We start from the raw sequence: 17,226 nt of genomic DNA on the forward strand, positions 1-17,226 counted from the left end.
GCGGGAGCGCAGTCGCCTCACGGATACGTCAGGAGGACTTGGAGGGCGCCGTCGGCGCGGTCGTCCAGGAGCCGGTACGCCTCGGGCGCGTCGTCGAACGGGATCCGGTGGGTGACGAGCGACTTCGCGTCGATCTCACACAGGCGATCGAGCGCGGTCTCGGCGCGGCGGGCCTTCGTCCAGCGGCCGCGGGTCTCCGGCGCGAGCGTGCTGACCTGGCTCGACTCGAACGAGATCCGGTCGCGGTGGAAGTCCGCGCCGAGGTCGAGCATCGCCGGCTTGTCGCCGTACCACGATCCGACGACGACGCGGCCGTCGTAGCCCACCGCGTCGACCGCGTCGTCGAGGGTCGCCGGGCGGCCGGAGAGTTCGTACACGAGGTCGGCGCCCTCGCGGTCGGCGTCGGCATCGAGCGCCCCGTCGAACTCCGCCGGCGGCACGGCGACGTCGGCGCCGAAGTCGCGGGCGCGCGCCCGTCGCTCGGGGATCGGCTCGACCGCGATCAGGCGTCCGAGCGGGAACGACGCGAGGACGGCGATCGTACACAGTCCGACGACGCCGGCGCCGAAGACGACGACGTCCTCGCCGATCCGCGGCCGGCCGTCGAGGACGAGCGACGTCGCGGTCTCCACGGAGGGAAACAGCGCCATCTCCTCGGCGTCGACGCCGTCGGGGAGCGGGACGGCGAGGTCGGTCGGGACGGAGAACCGCGTCTCGTGGGGGTTGAACGCGAAGACCGTGCGGTCGGCCCAGTGGTCGTCGACCGCCTCGCCGACCGCGACGACGTCGCCGACGGCCGCGTAGCCGTAGCGCAGCGGAAACGAGAGGTCGCCCTCCAGGGTATCGAGGGTCTCGTCGGCCGGGAGGTCCGTCGGCGCCTCACCCCGGTAGATGAGGAGTTCGGTCCCGGCGCTGACCGCCGAAACGCGGGTCTCGACGCAGATCTCGTCGGGGGCCGGCTCGACGCTCGTCCGTCTGACGCTCGTCTCGTACGGCCCGGTGAAGTACAGCGATCGTCTGTTCATCGTGGGCTGGACGCCGGCGGTCCGATCGCCGGACGCGCGGGCGGCGAGTAACGTCAGTCACACAGGACTACGGTGTAATCAGCCTATCGGCCGCGCGGATCGCGTCTCGGGGCCGTCCGGACCGCGTTCGGACGCCGCGGTCGTCAGGACGTGCTCGCGGGCGCCTGCCGGAGGTCGTAGAGGCGGCTGAAGAGCCGCGCGGGAAACCGCAGTTCGAGTCGGCTCGGGGGCCGGCCCTTCCCGCCGTGGCCCTCGGCCTGCACCCGATCGAGGACGCCGACCTCGGCCAGTTCGTAGAGGAACCGCTTGACCGTCCCCCGAGAGAGGTCCAGGTCCGGGCTGTCGCTGATCGCGTCGGTGGTGTCCGCGACGGACGCCCGCGCCGCGCCGTCGAGGTCGACGAGCTCCCGGAGCACCCGCTGTTTGTTCTCCGGGAGCGACTGCATCCGCGCCAGCGACACCGACGGACGCGGGATCTCCTCGATCGCGACCTCGACGTCCTCGTCGCGGAGGCGCGTCCGGTTCGCCCGGTCCGCGCGGTCGGCCGCGAGGAACAGGGCCGCCAGGGCGTCGTGGGCGTTGCCCTCGGCCCACTCGGCGATCCGGCGGGCCTGGTCGTGATCGAGCCCCTGTCGGGTGAAGCCCGCGGAGGCGCGGGTCATCAACACGTCCACGAGCATCTGTCGCTGGTAGCGGCCGATCTCGATCGACGTCGCGGTGTAGGTGGTCAAGTCCGTCTCCGCGGGCGGCGTGCGGCTGATCGCGAGCCAGCTCACGTTGCTCGGCAGGCCGGAGAGCCGATCGAGGAGGCTCTCCGTGTCGACGCCCTCGGGCTCGCCCACGTGGTCGATCGCCACGACCGCGCCCGCGGTCCAGCCGCTGAGGGCGCGGTGCAGTTTGTCCAGGAGCTCGTCGGTGCTGATGCCGTGCTGGGGGATCGACTCCTCGACGCAGCCGTCGAGGATCCGGTGGTAGAAGGCGAACTCGCTCGCGGTCTCGCGCAGGTCCAGATAGACGAACTCCGGGATCGAGGGCGAGCGGGCGCGCGTGCTCGTGTGGATCACCGCGCCCGACTGCGTCGAGAGGCGCCTCAGGCGCGCGAAGAGCGCCGTGATGATGGCCGACTTTCCGGCTCCATACGCACCGTGGACGTACGCGTTCGGCGGGAGCGTCCCGTTGAAGACGGGATCGAGGTGATCGAGCAACCGCTCGAAGACCGGGCCGCGGTCGGAGGGCTCTTCGATGTGGGCGGCCGGCGACAGCGCCTCGTAGTCCTGGATCAGCCGCTTTTCGCCCTCGCCCCGCTGCCGTCGTTTGATCCGTGCGTCCAGGTCCATACTTCGGTCGGCCCCGGGTCAGGTGCCCGACCGCGTCCGCGCTCGGGCGGGCGTCGCCTCCGGGGACCAGCGAGCGACGCCGTCGGCCATCGGTTCCGTCATTCATTATTGTCGATGAGGCCTATACAATAAAAATCACCCGGTCACGCGGACCGACGGTGATCGGAGGCGTCACAGAGGCTACAGCGCGAGATATCCTGCGTTCGGGAAGAGCCCGAGCAGGTAGAGGATCCCGACGAAGAGCATCGCGATGACGATCGCCATCGCCGGCGGGTCGACGTGCGTCCCCGAGTGGGAGTACATGATCCGCTGGGTGAACTCCCCGAGGAGGCCGCTGATCCCGCCGAAGAGACCCGCCGCGACCAGCGCGATGAACTGGCTGCCCGTCGCGGGCAGGAAGAGCACCGCGCCCACCGCGCCGATCAGCGTCATATGGTGGGTGACCGGGATCTTCTCGACGCCGAGTTGGAGGAACAGGAGGCTGACCGCCGAGATCGCGTAGCCGAGGAAGATGCTCTGGGTCTGTAGCCAGATGTATCCGGCGAGGACCCCCGCGACGAGTCCGATCGCGGTGACGCCGGACCACTTGTACTGGTGCGGGAGCCACGGTTCCGTCGCCAAGCGCCCGGCGTGTTCGGCCGGCACCTCGCCCCCGTCGGTCGCGGCGCGCTTTTCCTCGCGCTCGAAGGGCGACATATCCAGGAGGCTCGAACCGGCCGCCTTCCCGACGAGCGGGTAGCCGAAGGCGACGCGGGCGATGACGGCCGTGAGGACGACAGACAGCGCGATGCCGTCGGTCGGGAGCCCGATCGCGCCGGAGACCCGCGCGATGAGCATCCCGAGCCCGCCGAAGACGGCGCCGACCGCCAGGATATCGGGCTTGGTCCCGAACGCGTAGAGGATGTTCTTCCCGAAGTGGTAGTCCCAACCGTCGGGCTCCATCTCGGGGTACTTCTTGCCCGCGTAGGCGGAAGCGGCGACGCCGCCAGCGAAGGCGATATGCGGCCCGGTGATCGCGCCGAAGCCGATGACGCCGGTCACGCCCGCGGCGAGTTCGCCCTTCGGGACGGCCTCCAGGGTGCCGATCTGGCGCTGGAGGATGGCCAGCCCCTCGCCGAGGAAGACGACGAACCCGGTGAAGATGAACGCGGGAAGCGCTCCGATGGCCGCCCCGAAGGCCCCACCGGCGAGCGCGGTCAGGAGGAGCACGAGAAACGGCTCGACCTCCATCCCGATCAGCGGGATCTGGAGAAGTGCGTCCACCATCGGTCACTCCTCCTGGGCCCAGTCCAGCGAGCGCTCGACGGCGTCGTCCCACCGGCTGTACAGCCCGTCGGCTTCGTCCTGGCTCATCTCCGGGGCGAACTCCTTGTCGACCTGCCAGTTCGAGCGGAGCTGGTCGAGGTTGTCCCAGTAGCCGACCGCGAGCCCGGCCGCGTAGGCCGAACCGAGCGCGGTCGTCTCGTCGACCTCGGGACGGGCGATCTCGGTCTGGATGATGTCCGACTGGAGCTGACAGAGGAAGTTGTTCTTGACCGCGCCGCCGTCGACTCGGAGGGTCGTCGTCTCGACGCCGGAGTCGGCCTCCATCGCCTCCGCGATGTCGCGGGTCTGGTAGGCGATCGACTCCAGAGTCGCGCGGACGAGGTGTGCCTTCTCTGTGCCGCGGGTCATCCCGACGATCGTCCCGCGTGCGCGGCCGTCCCAGTGCGGCGCGCCCAGGCCCGTGAACGCCGGGACCATATAGACTCCGTCGGTGGAGTCGACAGAGCGCGCGAGTTCGGCCGTCTGGGCCGCGTTGTTGATGAGGTCGACGTCTTCGAGCCACTCGATGGCCGCGCCGGTGACGAAGATCGACCCCTCCAGGGCGTACTGGACGGGCTCGCCCGATCGTTGGAAGCCGATCGTCGTCAGCAGGCCGTGGTCGGACTCGACGGCCTCGTTGCCGGTGTTCATCAGGTAGAACGACCCCGTGCCGTAGGTGTTCTTCGCGTCGCCGGCGTCGAAGCAGGTCTGACCGAACAGCGCCGCCTGCTGGTCGCCGAGCGCGCCGGCGACCGGGACCGCCTCGCCGAGGAACCCGTCGGGGTCGGTGTGGCCGTAGTAGTCGGTGTCCGAGGACGGCCGGACCTCGGGGAGCATCGTCTCGGGGACGCCGAACTCCGCGAGGAGCTCATCGTCCCACGCGAGGTCGTGGATGTTGTATAGCATCGTCCGCGAGGCGTTCGTCACGTCCGTGATGTGGTTGCCGGTGAGGTTGTAGATGAGCCAGGTGTCGATCGTGCCCATCAGGAGCTCGCCGTCGGATGCGCGGGTGCGCGGATCGTCCGAACGGACGTGGTCGAGCTTCAGCGGTTCAGCGTTGTCGAGGATCCACTCGGTCTTGGTCGCCGAGAAGTACGCGTCCGCTTCGAGTCCGGTCTTGCCGCGGATCCACTCGATCTTGTCCTCGGCCTCCAGCTCCTCGATCCGGTCTGTGGTCCGGCGGTCCTGCCACACCAGGGCGTTGTGGACCGGCTTGCCGCTGTCTTTGTCCCAGACGATCGTCGTCTCCCGTTGGTTCGTGATCCCGAGCGCCTCCAGTTGAGAGGCGTCGATGCCCGCCTGCTTGAGCCCGTTCGTGACGACGTCTTTGGTGTTCTCCCAGATCTCGACCGGATCGTGTTCGACCCAGCCGGGATTGGGGTAGATCTGTTCGTGCTTCTCGTAGTCGTTGGCGACGACCCGTCCACTGTGGTCGAAGACCATGAACCGCGTGCCAGTGGTCCCCTGGTCGATCGCGCCGACGTATGTGTCTGCCATTGTTACGCTCACCATCCGGCGACATTTTGACTGCCATTGCCGCCTTGGTAATGAATAATAGACCAGGATACAATAAATGTTATCCAAGATACGCGACTAATAGTAAAGATAATTTAGAGCGGCCGAAAACCGAAGAATCCGGCGTTACTTGTGACGCTATCCTGACGCCGCCCTGCGGTTTCGCCCCGTCGACTGTGTCGATTGCGCCGAAAATCGGCTGCGGCTGGGTTCGCTGGGCGCGGTCGGCGGCAGGGACGCTGAGACCCTGGCGTTCGGCCGATCGATTCCCACAGGGACGATCTTTATTTTTACTACAGGGTCCGATTCACCGATGAAATAAAGTAGGGCGACCCCAAACCGTGTGGGTACGAATGGCATCGGCACCACACATCGTCGTCGTCGGCGGCGGATCCACCGGGACGGGCATCACCCGGGATCTGGCGATGCGAGGGCTCGACGTGACGCTCGTCGAGCAGGGGAATCTGACGCACGGCACGACGGGCCGGATGCACGGGCTGCTCCACAGCGGCGGGCGGTACGCGGTCTCCGATCAGGCGAGCGCCGAAGAGTGCATCGAGGAGAACCGGGTCCTCCGCGACATCGCCAGCCACTGCGTCGAGCTGACCGGCGGGCTGTTCGTCAAGCGCCCGGAGGACACAGAAGAGTACTTCCAGGCGAAGCTGGAGGGCTGTGAGGCCTGCGGCATCCCCGCGGAGGTGCTCACCGCCGAGGAGGCCCGCGAGCTGGAGCCGCACCTCGCGCCCGACATCGACAAGGCGATCTCGGTCCCCGACGGCGCGGTCGATCCCTTCAGGCTCGTCGTCGCCAACGCCGCCAGCGCCCAGGAGCACGGCGCGCGCATCGAGACCCACTCGGAGGTGACGGACCTGCTCGTCGAGAGCGGCGAGATCGTCGGCGTCGAGGTTGAGCACGCCTCCGGCTCCGGGAAGCGCGTCCACGGCACCGCGGGCGGCACCGAGGAGATCCGCGCCGACCACGTCGTGAACGCGACGGGCGCGTGGGCGGGCCAGATCGGCGAGATGGCCGGCGTCGACATCGAGGTCCGGCCCTCCAAGGGCGTGATGACGATCATGAACGTCCGGCAGGTCGACACCGTCATCAACCGCTGTCGGCCGAAGGGCGACGCCGACATCGTCGTCCCCCACGAGACGACCTGCATCCTCGGGACGACGGACGAGGAGGTCGACGACCCCGAGGACTACCCCGAGGAGGGCTGGGAGGTCGACCTGATGATCGAGACGCTCTCGGAACTGGTGCCGATGCTGGAGGACGCGCGGACGATCCGCTCCTTCTGGGGCGTCCGCCCGCTGTACGAGCCCCCCGACGTCGGCAGCGACGACCCGACCGACATCACGCGGGACTACTTCCTCCTCGACCACGAGGAGCGCGACGACCTGGGCGGGCTGACGAGCATCGTCGGCGGGAAGTTCACCACCTACCGGATGATGGCCGAGGAGATCGCAGACCACGTCTGCGGGAAGTTCGGCGTCGACGCCGACTGCCGGACCGCCGAGGTGCCCCTCCCGGGCAGCGAGGACTTCTCGGTCCTCCGGGACTACATGGACGAGTTCGGCCTCCGCTCGCCGATCGGGCGGCGGAGCGTCGAGCGCCTCGGCTCGCGCGCCGACGACGTGCTCGACGTCTCGGGCCCGAATCCCACGATCTGCGCCTGCGAGGGCGTCACGCGCGCCGAGGTTCAGGACGCCATCTCCCAGTCCGGCACCGATCTCAACGCCGTTCGGATCCGCACGCGAGCGTCGATGGGCAACTGCCAGGGCGGCTTCTGTGCCCATCGGCTGGCGAGCGAACTCCACGGCGACTACGACGAGTCCGCGGCGCGACGGGCCTGGGACGAACTGCTCCAGGAGCGCTGGAAGGGGCAGCGCCACGCGCTGTGGGGCGAACAGCTCTCACAGGCGATGCTGAACTACGCGCTGCACGCGGCGACGCAGAACCGCGACCGCGACCCGGCCGACCGCGGCGGAAGCGGGGGCGAGGCCGAAATCGACTACGGCGCGTTCGACGCCGGCGGGTCCGACGACGCTCGGGCCGGCGGCACGGACGGCGAAAGCGCCGTCGCCGACGGGGGGAACGAGCGTGGCTATTGACTCCGAGGTCCTTGTGATCGGCGGGGGCCTCGCCGGGATCACGAGCGCGCTCTCGGCCGCCCGCGCGGGCGCCGACGTGCGCCTCGTCTCCTACAAGCAGAGCACGCTCCGGCACGCCTCCGGGCTCGTCGACCTCCTGGGCTACGCGCCCGACGGCGAGGGCCCGCTCGTCGATCCCTACGCGGCGATCCCGGACCTCCCCGAATCGCACCCGTACCGGACCGTCGGCGTCGACGGGGTGCGAGAGGCGATGGCGCTCTTCGACGACGTCGCCGGGGACTATCGGGGCGGCCACACCGACGCCAACGCGCTCGTTCCAACCCACGGCGGCACGGTCAAGCCGACCGCGCGCTACCCCGCGAGCGCGGCCGCCGGCCTCGCGAGCGACGACCGCGACGTCCTGCTGGTCGGCTTCGAGTCGCTCTCGGACTTCGACGCGCCGCACGTCGCCGCCCACCTCCGCGCGGCCGGCGTCCCCTTCGACGTCCGCGGCGTCACGGTCCGCTTCCCCGGCGACCTCAACGCCGACGCGAAGGTCACGCGCTACGCGAAACTGCTCGACACCGACGGGTCGGTGACCGTCCGCGGCCGCGAGCGGCCCGCCCGCGACGCGCTCGCCGAGCGCGTGAACACCGAACTGGAGGGCGAGGCGCGCGTCGGCTTCCCGGCGGTCCTCGGCGACGACGCGGCCCGAGACGTCCGGGAGTCGCTCGCCGACCGCCTCGGCGCCGACGTCTTCGAGGTGCCGATGGGGCCGCCGTCGCTGCCGGGGCTCCGGCTCGAAGACGCGCTCTTCGACGCGCTCGACGCCGCGGGCGCGCGCTTCGAGACCGGAAACCCCGTCGTCGGCTACGACGCCGACGGCGACAGCGTCGCCAGCGTCTCCGTCGAGAAGAACGGCGCCGAGATCCCCTACGCGGCCGACGAGTACGTCCTCGCGACCGGCGGGCTCGTCGGCAAGGGCGTCGAGTCCGAGCGCGACCGCGTCTACGAACCGATCTTCGACTGCCACGTCTCCCACCCCGAGGACCGCTACGAGTGGTCGGACTTCGACGCGTTCGGCGACCACGCCTTCGCGCGGTTCGGCGTGCGCACCGACGGCGACCTGCGGCCGCTGGACGGCGACGGCGCGCCGGAGTTCGAGAACCTCGCGGCCGCCGGCGCGGTGCTCGGCGGCCACGACTTCGCGGCCGAGAAGTCCGGGAGCGGGGTGTCGATCGCGACGGGCCACGCCGCGGGCCGAAACGCGGCGCGGAGGGCACGATCACGATGAGCGACGCAGAGCGACCATTCGAACCCATCGAACCGAACGCGGGCGAGGACTTCGAGCCGGTCGACGTCTTCCCCGACAGCACCGACTTCGACCTCCGCCCCGGCGCGGACTCCTGCTACAAGTGCTCGGCCTGCGATACGAACTGCCCGGTCGCGGAGGTCGACGACGACTTCCCCGGGCCGAAGTTCCAGGGCCCCGAGCAGTGGCGGCTCAAGCAGCAGGACGACGACTACGGCGTCGACGAGTCCGTGATGGACTGCTCGAACTGCATGCGCTGCGACAGCGCCTGCCCCTCCGGCGTCCCCCTCTCGCAGATGCACAACACCGCCCGCGGGGAGTACGTCGAAGAGGAGATGTCCAAGCTCTCCGTCGAGTACTGGCGCAACCGCATCCTCGCGAACTACCGCACGTCGGCGTGGCTGGCGAGCAAGGCCCCCCGACTGGCGAACGTCGCGATGAACTTCGGGCCCGCGCGGTGGCTGATGGAGAAGACGATGGGGATCACGAGCGAGCGCGACTTCCCCGCGTTCGCCACCGAGACCTTCCGGGAGTGGTGGGAGCGGAAGGGCGCCGCCGCCGGCTCCCGCGAGCGCGCACAGGAGCACCGCGAGCGCCGCGGCGAGCCCCGCGACGCCGACAAACGGGTCGCGTACTTCCACGGCTGTTACGCGAACTACAACACCCCCGAGGTGGGCAAGTCGATGGTCCGGGTCTTCGAGCACTTCGGCTACGAGGTCGTCGTCCCCGAGCAGGGCTGTTCGGGCACGCCGATGTTCGCCAACGGGATGCTCTCCGACGCGCGCCGCCACGCGGAGGTCAACGTCTCGTCCTTCGCGGACCTCGTCGACCAGGGTTACGACGCCATCGCCTCCTGTACCTCCTGTTCGATGGCGCTCCGCCAGGAGTACCCCGAACTGTTCGACATCGACGGCATCGACGACGTCGCGAAACACACCTTCGAGTCCGTCGAGTACCTCCGGATCCACGAGGACCTCCGCGAGGAACTCCGAGAGGCGGACGTCGACGGCGACCTCGCGCGGGAGTTCGCCTACCACGCGCCGTGTCACGCGCGGAATCAGGGGCTCGAACGCCAGGCGGTCGAGCTCTTCCGCGACCTCGACGGCGTCGACGTCGCGGACGTCGGCGACTCTTGCTCGGGCATCTCCGGCACCTACGGCTGGAAGGACGAGAAGTACGAGAAGTCGATGGCGATCGGCGAGGAGATGTTCGAGCATATGGAGGCCACAGAGGGCGAGACCGGGATGACCGAGTGCCCGACGTGCGCGATGCAGATGGAACACGGGACCGGCTACGAGATCAGACACCCGCTGGAACTGCTCGACGCCGCGCTCGTCGAGTGATCCGGTAGAGATCGGAGGCGACGGGGCCGGGAAGATACCGGCGGGCGCTTCCGAGCAAGCCGGAGCCGCCGAAAAATACAATGTGAATTGTCTGTACCGTGGCTGTGTGTGTTCCGATCCGGCGCGGACACGGGGCCGACCGACGGCGGCCGGGCGTCCGTCAACGGCGGCGCGTGCTCGCGTCCCGACCCGGACGACGACAGAACAGGGCGGACGAACAGCCGACGACCCACCGGTGACCGATGAGTAGCCACGACGAGCGCGCCCCGGAGGCCGAACTCGGCCTGCTGGACGCGACGATGATCGGGATGGGCGCGATGATCGGCGCGGGGATCTTCGTCCTCACGGGGCTGGCCGCCGAGATCGCCGGCCCCGCCGCGATCCTGGTGTTCGTCCTCAACGGCGTCGTCACGGCGTTCACCGGGCTCTCCTACGCCGAGCTGGCGAGCGCGATCCCGAAGAGCGGCGGCGGGTACGCCTTCGTCAACGAGACCTTCGAGGCGCTGCCCTCCTTCCTGATGGGCTGGATGCTCTGGTTCGCGTACATGATCGCCGGCGCGCTCTACGCGCTGGGGTTCGCGCCGAACTTCATCGAGCTCCTGCACGTCTACGGCATCGTCCCGCCGCCGGACCAGGTCGGCGCCGTCGCCCTTCCGATCCTGGACGCCGCCGTCCCGCTCGGCTTCGGGCTCGCGCTCGTCGCGGTCGCGCTGTTCGTCGGCCTCAACGCCGTCTCGACCGCCGCCAGCGGGAGCGTCGAGACGATCTTCACCGCGACGAAGGTGACGATCCTCCTGATCTTCGTCGGCTTCGGCGTCGCCTCCCCGATGTTCTCGTCCGCGGAGTTCCAGCCGCTCTTTCCCGAGGCCTCGGGCGCGTTCGCGATCCTCCCGGCGATGGGCCTGACGTTCATCGCCTTCGAGGGGTACGACCTCATCACGACCGTGACCGAGGAGGTCAAGAACCCGAGGGAGAACATCCCGAAGGCGATCTTCGTCAGCCTCGCGGCGACCGTCGTGGTGTACATGGCCGTCGTCACGGTCGCCATCGGGACGCTCGGCGCCGACGGGCTCGCGGCGGCCGGTGAGGCCGGCATCGCGGCGGCCGCGACGGAGTTCATGCCGACCGGGATCCCCGTGATTATGAACGGCGGCGCGGTGATCGTCTTCGGCGCCGTCTTCTCGACGCTGACCGCGCTGAACGCAGTCGTGATCGCCTCCTCGCGCGTCGCGTTCTCGATGGGCCGCGAGGGGCAACTGCTCCCGTCGTTCGGGCAGATCCACCACCGCTTCGGGACGCCCTTCGTCGCCATCCTCGCGAGCGCGGTGGTGATGCTCGGCTCGGTCGCGCTGCCGACGAAGAGCGCCGGCAACATGTCCAGCCTGTTCTTCCTGCTCTCCTTCGTCGTGGTCAACGGCGCGGTGATCAAGCTCCGGCGGGAGCGGCCGAACCTGAACCGACCGTACGAGATGCCGTACTACCCCGTGCCGCCGATCCTGGGAATCGTGCTGAATCTGGTGCTGACCGGCGTGCTGGTGGAGTACCTGGTCCGGACCGACCCGACGGCGCTGGTCCTCAGCGTCGCGTGGATCCTGCTCGGCGCGGTCGTCTACGTCGCCCTGGACCGATACCGGACGCGGGGGACCGAGGCGGACGCGGAACCGACCGCCGACGGCGAACCGATCGCGGAGGACTGACGCGCGGATGCTGAAGATCGCAACCCCGAACCCAAACTCGAACTCGAATCCGAACCCGAATCCAAACCAATGACGAGCAAACAGGACATCATCGTCGCCGGCGGCGGGCGCGTCGGACTCCAGACCGCCCGACTGCTCGCCGACCGCGACAACGACGTATCGATCATCGAACCCGATCCGGACGTCGTCGACGAGATCGCCGACGAGTGGATCGCGACCGTGATCCGCGGGGACGCGTCGACGCCGGACATCCAGAAGCAGGCGGGCGTCGAGGGGGCCGACGCCATCGCCGCGCTGACGGGCCACGCGGGGCTGAACCTCGCGATCTGCCTGGTCGCGAAGGAGCTCAACCCCGAGATCAGGACGGTTACCCGGATCCAGGAGGCGACCGGCGAGGCCTACGCGGAGTTCGTCGACGGCGTGGTGTTTCCCGAGCACGCCGGCGCCCGCGTGGCCGCGAACGAGATCGTCGGCAGCGACGTGCAGACGCTCGCGGACGTGACCGGGCGGATCGACGTGATGCAGATCCGGGTCCAGGAGGGCGCGCCGGCTGCGGGCAAGACGCTCTCTGAGGTCCGCTTCCCCGCGGGCGCGCTCGTCGTCTCCGGCGAGGAGGGCGAGCAGATCGCCCAGCCGGAGACGGTCATAGAGCCCGGCAAACGCTACGTCGTCGCCGTCGATCCCGACGTCGCCGACGAGGTGATGAATCTGCTCCGCGGGTAGCCGCCGCGGGAACCGAACGAACGCCGCTCCGCCCGCGGCGGCGCTACTCGCCCTCCGGTCCGAGGTACCCCCACGCCAGGAGGCGGTCGCCGTCGCCGTCGATCCAGCGCTCGCCGATGTCGTCGCGGTAGTAGAGGTTCGGGATGACGACGTCGTCGACGCGCTCGTAGGCCCGTTCTCGCGCGCGCTGCATCGTGTCGCCTTTGCCGGTCACGACAATCGGCATCCCATTGTCGCCCGCGGACCGCCACTGCCCATCGACCTTCTTCGCGTCTTCGAGGTGGATCCCTTCGCGGCTCTCGGTTTGGAAGACGACAGCAGCGTTCCGGGAGTTCTCATCGTACGTCTTCTCGTCGTCGAACGGGAACGGTGGCAGCACGACCCGAACACCGATTTGGTAGCCGTTGTGCACCTCCAGTTCAGGATCGTTTCCGTGGGCGAGATCATAGAAGAACTCGCCGGTTGACGACTCGATTGACTCTTCCTGCAGTGCGATGGTCGGGTACCCGAACCGCGGCGTGAACTCCAGTGGGTAGATCCCGTTCTCGTTCACGATGCAATTCAGGTCGATACTCCCGACGTAGCCCTCGTTGGCGAGCCAGTCTTCGATTTTCCCGAAGGTCTCTTTGAACAGTTTGTTCTGCCCCGCCCAGAACATGGACGTCCCCATCTCACCGGTCTGCGGGCCGATGTTTCCTGGGAATAATTTCTTATGCTCAAAATTAAAGTTGACCTGGTCAATGAACTCGTTGCCGTTGAAGAACCCGCAGATAGCGACTTCAACACCCTCGACTTTCCGCTGGAGTTGGAACCCCTTCATCCGGTGGCCCCACGCTTTCTTGTAGGCCCGCAGGACATCGACAACATCGCTCCCGTCATCGTCGTTCCCAACGTAGAGGAGTCGCTTGACGTTCTGGACTTCGCCGAGTGGTTTGATCACGTACGGGGCAGGGTTCTCTTGGACGTGCTGGATGCCGGCATCGAAGTCGTCGAAGATGTGGTGCTCGACGGTATTCACACCATGTTCTTCGAGGATCTCCATCGCATACCCCCGGTCCTCTTCGAGATGATCAGTGTTTGGTGTCCCGCCGACGACGGCTTTCCCGTCCTCGCGGAGTTCCTTAGCGAGCGCGCCAGTCCCGATGTCGGAGCCGACCCAGATGTCGTCGAAGATGATGACATCGGCCCACTCAACTTCGGCGCGCCAGTCATCCGTCTTTGGGACGAAGCCGTCGCCGATCTCTTGATCGCTTTCGGCTTCGATGTAGTACTTCACGTCGTGGCCCTCGCGGTGAACTTGCCAGGCCAGGTCAGTGATCAATGCGGCGTCGGCGGAGACGAACAGGAAGTGTTTGGATTCCATAGTATAATATTTAAGTTTGGGTCTGTAGTGTTTACGTAGCCACATTTAATGGACAATTGTGCACTAAATCACACCTTTTGTGCCCGAAGTTGAAGTTGACCTGGTCAATGAACCGCTCGCCGTCGAAGAACCCACAGATGGCGATTTCGACGCCCTCGACCTTGCGCTGGAGCTGGAAGCCCTTCATCCGGTGCCCCCAGGCTTTCTTGTAGGCACGGAGGACGTCGACGACGTCGCTGCCGTCGTCCTCGTTGCCGACATAGAGGAGGCGCTTGACGTTCTGGACCTCGCCGAGCGGCTTGATCACGTACGGGGCGGGGTTCTCCTGGACGTGCTGGATGCCGGCGTCGAAGTCCTCGAAGACGTGGTGCTCGATCGTGGTGACGCCGTGCGCTTCGAGGACGTCCATCGCGTAGCCGCGATCCTCTTCGAGCCGATCGGTATTCGGCGTGCCGCCGACGACCGCCTTCCCTCGCTCGCGGAGCTCCTGAGCGAGCGCACCGGTGCCGATATCGGATCCGACCCAGATGTCGTCGAAGACGACGACGTCGGCCCAGTCCACTTCCGCCCGCCAGTCGTCGGTCTTCGGGACGAAGCCGTCGCCGATCTCCCTGTCCGATTCGGCCTCGATGTAGTACTTCACGTCGTGGCCCTCGCGGTGGATCTGCCACGCGAGGTCCGTGATCAGGGCGGCGTCGGCGGACACGAAGAGGAAGCGTCGAGTCTCCATACCGGCACCAGGGGGCCGACGGACTTCCCTGTACGGGTGTCTTTTTATGCGATCCACGCGGCCATCGTAGTATGGCGACCTACGTACTCGCGACGAACCACGTCGACACGAGCGCACAGCTGTGCGACTACCTCCTCGATCGGGTCTCCCGCAGCGACGAGATCCACGCCGTCAACTCCCTCCCCGGCGGCGACGACACCTCGAGCCAGGACGTCCGGGACGGCGAGGAGGCCCTCAACGTCATCTCCGCCCGGCTCGCCGGCGTCACGACCGTCGAGACCCATCAGTTCGTCCGCGGGAACGACCCCCATACCGACGTGCTGGAGCACGCCGACGACGTCGACGCCGACGAGATCGTCATCGGCATCCGCAAGCGGAACCCGACCGCGAAGGTGGTCTTCGGCAGCACCGCCCAGCGGATTCTCCTCCACTCGAATCGCCCCGTCGCGGTCGTCCCCCTCGTCGAGGTCGAGTAGTCACTCGCCGACCGCGCCGTCGAGGAACGCGAGCCCGTGGCCGACCGCACGCGCCCTGCCCTCTCCGGAGTAGAACTCGAAGTGATCGACCGGCAGGCTGACCAGCGTCGACTCCGGGATTCCGTCGGCCGCGTCCTCCACTGCTTCGATGGGGACGATGTCGTCGCGCGTCCCACCGACGAACAGGACGGGACAGGACGGACGCGGCGGGTCGTCCGGCGCGTGCCGCGCGAGCGCGAGCAGCGACCGCGCGGGCAGGCGGTTCTCCCAGTCGGCGTCGTCGGGGACGACCTCGCGATAGCGGCGGTGCGCTCCCGGCGTCGACACGAGTGCGAGTCCGCGCTTCTCCGCGCGGTCGGCGGCGACGGAGACGGAGTGGACTCCGAACAGCGGCGACTGGAGGCGGTCGCGGACGCCAGCCAGAACGCCCCTGGCGAGGAATCCGAGGCCGCGGGCGCGCAGGAACGCCCGCCCCGAGAGGACCGGCGCCTGTGAGACGACGCCGCGGATGCGCGGATCGGCGGCGGCGACGTCGAGAACGATCCCGCCCGCGAGACCCGCACCCCAGAGGACGGTCCGATCGCTCGCGACGTCTGCCCGACCGCGAAGCCCCGAAAGCGCCGCCTCCCAGTCCGCTCGCTGTCGGGCGGGGTCGACGAGGTTCCGGGGCTGTCCGTCGCTATCGCCCGTGTGTCGCGGATCGAAGTGGAACGCGGCGTAGCCCGCCGACGCGAGCCGCTCGGCGTACTCGTCGAGTCCGAACGCGCTCGCGCCGACGAGCCCGCCCGACAGCACGACGAGCGCCGGATCGGCGGGCCGGTCGGGGCGGTACAGCCGGCCGACGCAGCGCTCGCCGCCGCTCCGGAACGTCATCCGCACGGTCGAGAAGTCGTAGCGCGAGGGCCGATCGCGCCGTCTCTTTGGTCCTGAACCACCCTCGTTCCCCGCCGCGCTCCGGGTCACGGCTCGTCCTCCGCGAGCGTGTCGATGACGCGCTCGGAGAACTCCTCGCCGCTGATGTCGTAGCCGACGTACGCCCGGAACCACTCGGGCTCGGCGTACCACGTGCCCTGGATGTCGTCGTCGTGTCGGAGCACCGTCGCCTCGACGCGCTTCGGCTCCCACTCGTCGGCTTCGAGCGCGTCGATGAAGGTGTTGAGCGCGCGGCCCATCTCCTGGTGGTTCACCGAGACGTCCGGGAACGCGGTCAGATAGACCAACTCGACCGTCTCGCCGCTCGTGTCGAGCGACTCGACGCTGATCCCGTTGGAGCGGAGCTCCCCTTCCAGGCCGGAGATGACGTCGTTCATACACGGGGGTTCCACGCCGGGGGAGTAAACAGTTACCGCGGTGCGGCGCTCCGCCGGCCGGGCGGTCCGGTCCCCGGCACGACGACGCCGGCGCGCCGACCGCCCTCATAGTGGTTACTCTCGTCTTTTCCCGCCGAACGCCGTCACCGGGGGTGGCGTTCGGCGGTAAACAGTGAGAGTAATCACTATCAGACCTCGATCCGGAGGCCGTCGCTCGCGAACCGGACGTCGCCGTCGTAGCGGGCGGTTACGGAATCGAGCATCTCCTCGTGCCGACCCCTGGTGTGCGGGTACAGGTGCGTCAGGTAGACCCGGCCGATGTCGTGCCCCGCGAGGGCCTCGCCCAGCAGCGACGGCGTCGGGTGGTTCGAGACGTCGACGTCGTCGGGGAACGAGCAGTCGTGCGCCAGGACGGCGGCGCCGTCGGCGAAGCGCGCGGTGCTCGCGGCGGCCTCGCCGTCGCCCGAGAAGACGACGTCGCCGTTCCCGTCGCCGGCGAAGCGGTACGCGAGGCAGTCCATCGAGTGCCGCATCTCGGTCGCGGCGACGTCGAAGCCGGCGACGGAGAACTCCGTCGGGCCGATCTCGCGGACGCTCAGGTCGACGCGGTCGTCGAGGTAGTCGTGGACGTCGAGCAGGCCGTCGAGCAACGACTTCGTGCCCGCGGGCCCGACGACTTCGAGGTGTTCCTCGCCGGCCAGCCAGCGCGCCTTCAGGAGCGGGAGGAGGTCCGCGACGTGGTCCAGGTGGTGGTGAGTCAGAAGCACCGTCGAGACGCCCTCGTAGCCGATGTCGGTGCCGGAGAGCCGCTGGAGGACGCCGCTCCCGCAGTCGACGAGGAGCGCGCGGTCGTCGGACTCCAAGAGCAGTCCCGTCTGCGCGCGGTCGGGAACGGCCATCGCGCTCCCGGTCCCGAGGAAGGTCAGTCGCATCGGCGGCGGTACGACTGGCCCACGGATAGGGATTCTGGAGGCCGAGCCGACGGCTCCGGAGCGATATT

Annotated in this window: 14 protein-coding genes and 1 pseudogene; 6 read left to right on the top strand and 9 right to left on the bottom strand. The window is 68.5% G+C overall.

What is annotated here, in order from left to right; genetic code table 11:
• Positions 1 to 17 precede the first annotated feature (17 nt).
• From OS889_RS12755 to glpK, 4 genes are all read right to left on the bottom strand, one after another.
• On the bottom strand, positions 18 to 1,025 hold the full coding sequence (locus OS889_RS12755; protein WP_372390271.1) for a zinc-dependent alcohol dehydrogenase: 1,008 nt from the start codon (positions 1,023 to 1,025) through the stop codon (positions 18 to 20).
• Between the two features lie 143 nt (positions 1,026 to 1,168).
• Positions 1,169 to 2,362 (bottom strand): Cdc6/Cdc18 family protein, encoded by a 1,194-nt coding sequence (locus OS889_RS12760; RefSeq protein ID WP_372390273.1) that lies wholly within the window; start codon positions 2,360 to 2,362, stop codon positions 1,169 to 1,171.
• Between the two features lie 180 nt (positions 2,363 to 2,542).
• Positions 2,543 to 3,628: a DUF7973 family transport facilitator gene (locus tag OS889_RS12765; RefSeq protein ID WP_372390276.1), complete on the bottom strand. Its 1,086-nt coding sequence runs from the start codon at positions 3,626 to 3,628 to the stop codon at positions 2,543 to 2,545.
• 3 nt (positions 3,629 to 3,631) lie between these two features.
• Positions 3,632 to 5,164 carry a glycerol kinase GlpK gene (gene glpK / locus OS889_RS12770; RefSeq protein WP_372390278.1) on the bottom strand — a complete coding sequence of 511 codons (1,533 nt, stop codon included), beginning with the start codon at positions 5,162 to 5,164 and terminating at the stop codon, positions 3,632 to 3,634.
• Between the two features lie 371 nt (positions 5,165 to 5,535).
• Here glpK and glpA point away from each other — a divergent pair, with 371 nt between their 5' ends.
• From glpA to OS889_RS12795, 5 genes are all read left to right on the top strand, one after another.
• Positions 5,536 to 7,293, top strand: coding sequence for an anaerobic glycerol-3-phosphate dehydrogenase subunit GlpA (glpA, locus tag OS889_RS12775; protein ID WP_372390280.1), 1,758 nt, complete (start codon positions 5,536 to 5,538; stop codon positions 7,291 to 7,293).
• Complete coding sequence (glpB, locus tag OS889_RS12780) at positions 7,283 to 8,566, top strand: glycerol-3-phosphate dehydrogenase subunit GlpB (protein WP_372390282.1); 1,284 nt, start codon at positions 7,283 to 7,285, stop codon at positions 8,564 to 8,566. The genes glpA and glpB overlap by 11 nt, the downstream gene beginning before the upstream one ends.
• Positions 8,563 to 9,927, top strand: coding sequence for an anaerobic glycerol-3-phosphate dehydrogenase subunit C (locus OS889_RS12785; RefSeq protein WP_372390284.1), 1,365 nt, complete (start codon positions 8,563 to 8,565; stop codon positions 9,925 to 9,927). Before glpB ends, OS889_RS12785 begins: the two co-directional genes overlap by 4 nt.
• Before the next feature lie 242 nt (positions 9,928 to 10,169).
• Positions 10,170 to 11,624 carry an APC family permease gene (locus OS889_RS12790; protein WP_372390286.1) on the top strand — a complete coding sequence of 485 codons (1,455 nt, stop codon included), beginning with the start codon at positions 10,170 to 10,172 and terminating at the stop codon, positions 11,622 to 11,624.
• A 69-nt stretch (positions 11,625 to 11,693) separates the two neighbouring features.
• On the top strand, positions 11,694 to 12,347 hold the full coding sequence (locus OS889_RS12795; protein WP_372390289.1) for a potassium channel family protein: 654 nt from the start codon (positions 11,694 to 11,696) through the stop codon (positions 12,345 to 12,347).
• 43 nt (positions 12,348 to 12,390) lie between these two features.
• Here the strand turns inward: OS889_RS12795 and OS889_RS12800 are convergent, their stop codons facing one another.
• Both OS889_RS12800 and OS889_RS12805 read right to left on the bottom strand, forming a co-directional pair.
• Positions 12,391 to 13,710: a phosphoribosylamine--glycine ligase gene (locus tag OS889_RS12800; protein ID WP_372390291.1), complete on the bottom strand. Its 1,320-nt coding sequence runs from the start codon at positions 13,708 to 13,710 to the stop codon at positions 12,391 to 12,393.
• Positions 13,711 to 13,783: 73 nt separating this feature from the next.
• Positions 13,784 to 14,440 (bottom strand): annotated as a pseudogene (locus OS889_RS12805) (ATP-grasp domain-containing protein); the annotation flags it as partial.
• A 71-nt stretch (positions 14,441 to 14,511) separates the two neighbouring features.
• Between OS889_RS12805 and OS889_RS12810 the strand changes: the two are divergent.
• The gene (locus tag OS889_RS12810) at positions 14,512 to 14,916 is read left to right on the top strand and encodes a universal stress protein (protein WP_372390294.1); all 405 of its coding nucleotides are present in this window, start codon (positions 14,512 to 14,514) and stop codon (positions 14,914 to 14,916) included.
• Here OS889_RS12810 and OS889_RS12815 read toward each other — a convergent pair whose 3' ends face one another.
• The 3 genes from OS889_RS12815 to OS889_RS12825 form a co-directional block, all read right to left on the bottom strand.
• Positions 14,917 to 15,789 carry an alpha/beta hydrolase gene (locus OS889_RS12815; protein WP_372390296.1) on the bottom strand — a complete coding sequence of 291 codons (873 nt, stop codon included), beginning with the start codon at positions 15,787 to 15,789 and terminating at the stop codon, positions 14,917 to 14,919.
• An 86-nt stretch (positions 15,790 to 15,875) separates the two neighbouring features.
• A complete protein-coding gene (locus OS889_RS12820) occupies positions 15,876 to 16,226 on the bottom strand; it encodes a DUF8159 domain-containing protein (RefSeq protein ID WP_372390298.1) in 351 nt (116 codons plus the stop codon).
• Positions 16,227 to 16,414: 188 nt separating this feature from the next.
• Entirely contained in the window at positions 16,415 to 17,158 is a 744-nt protein-coding gene (locus tag OS889_RS12825) for an MBL fold metallo-hydrolase (protein WP_372390300.1), read from the bottom strand.
• Positions 17,159 to 17,226 lie beyond the last annotated feature (68 nt).

This window comes from Halobellus sp. MBLA0158 (genome assembly GCF_041477585.1).
In the GTDB taxonomy this organism is placed as follows: Archaea; Halobacteriota; Halobacteria; order Halobacteriales; family Haloferacaceae; genus Haloquadratum; species Haloquadratum rubicundus.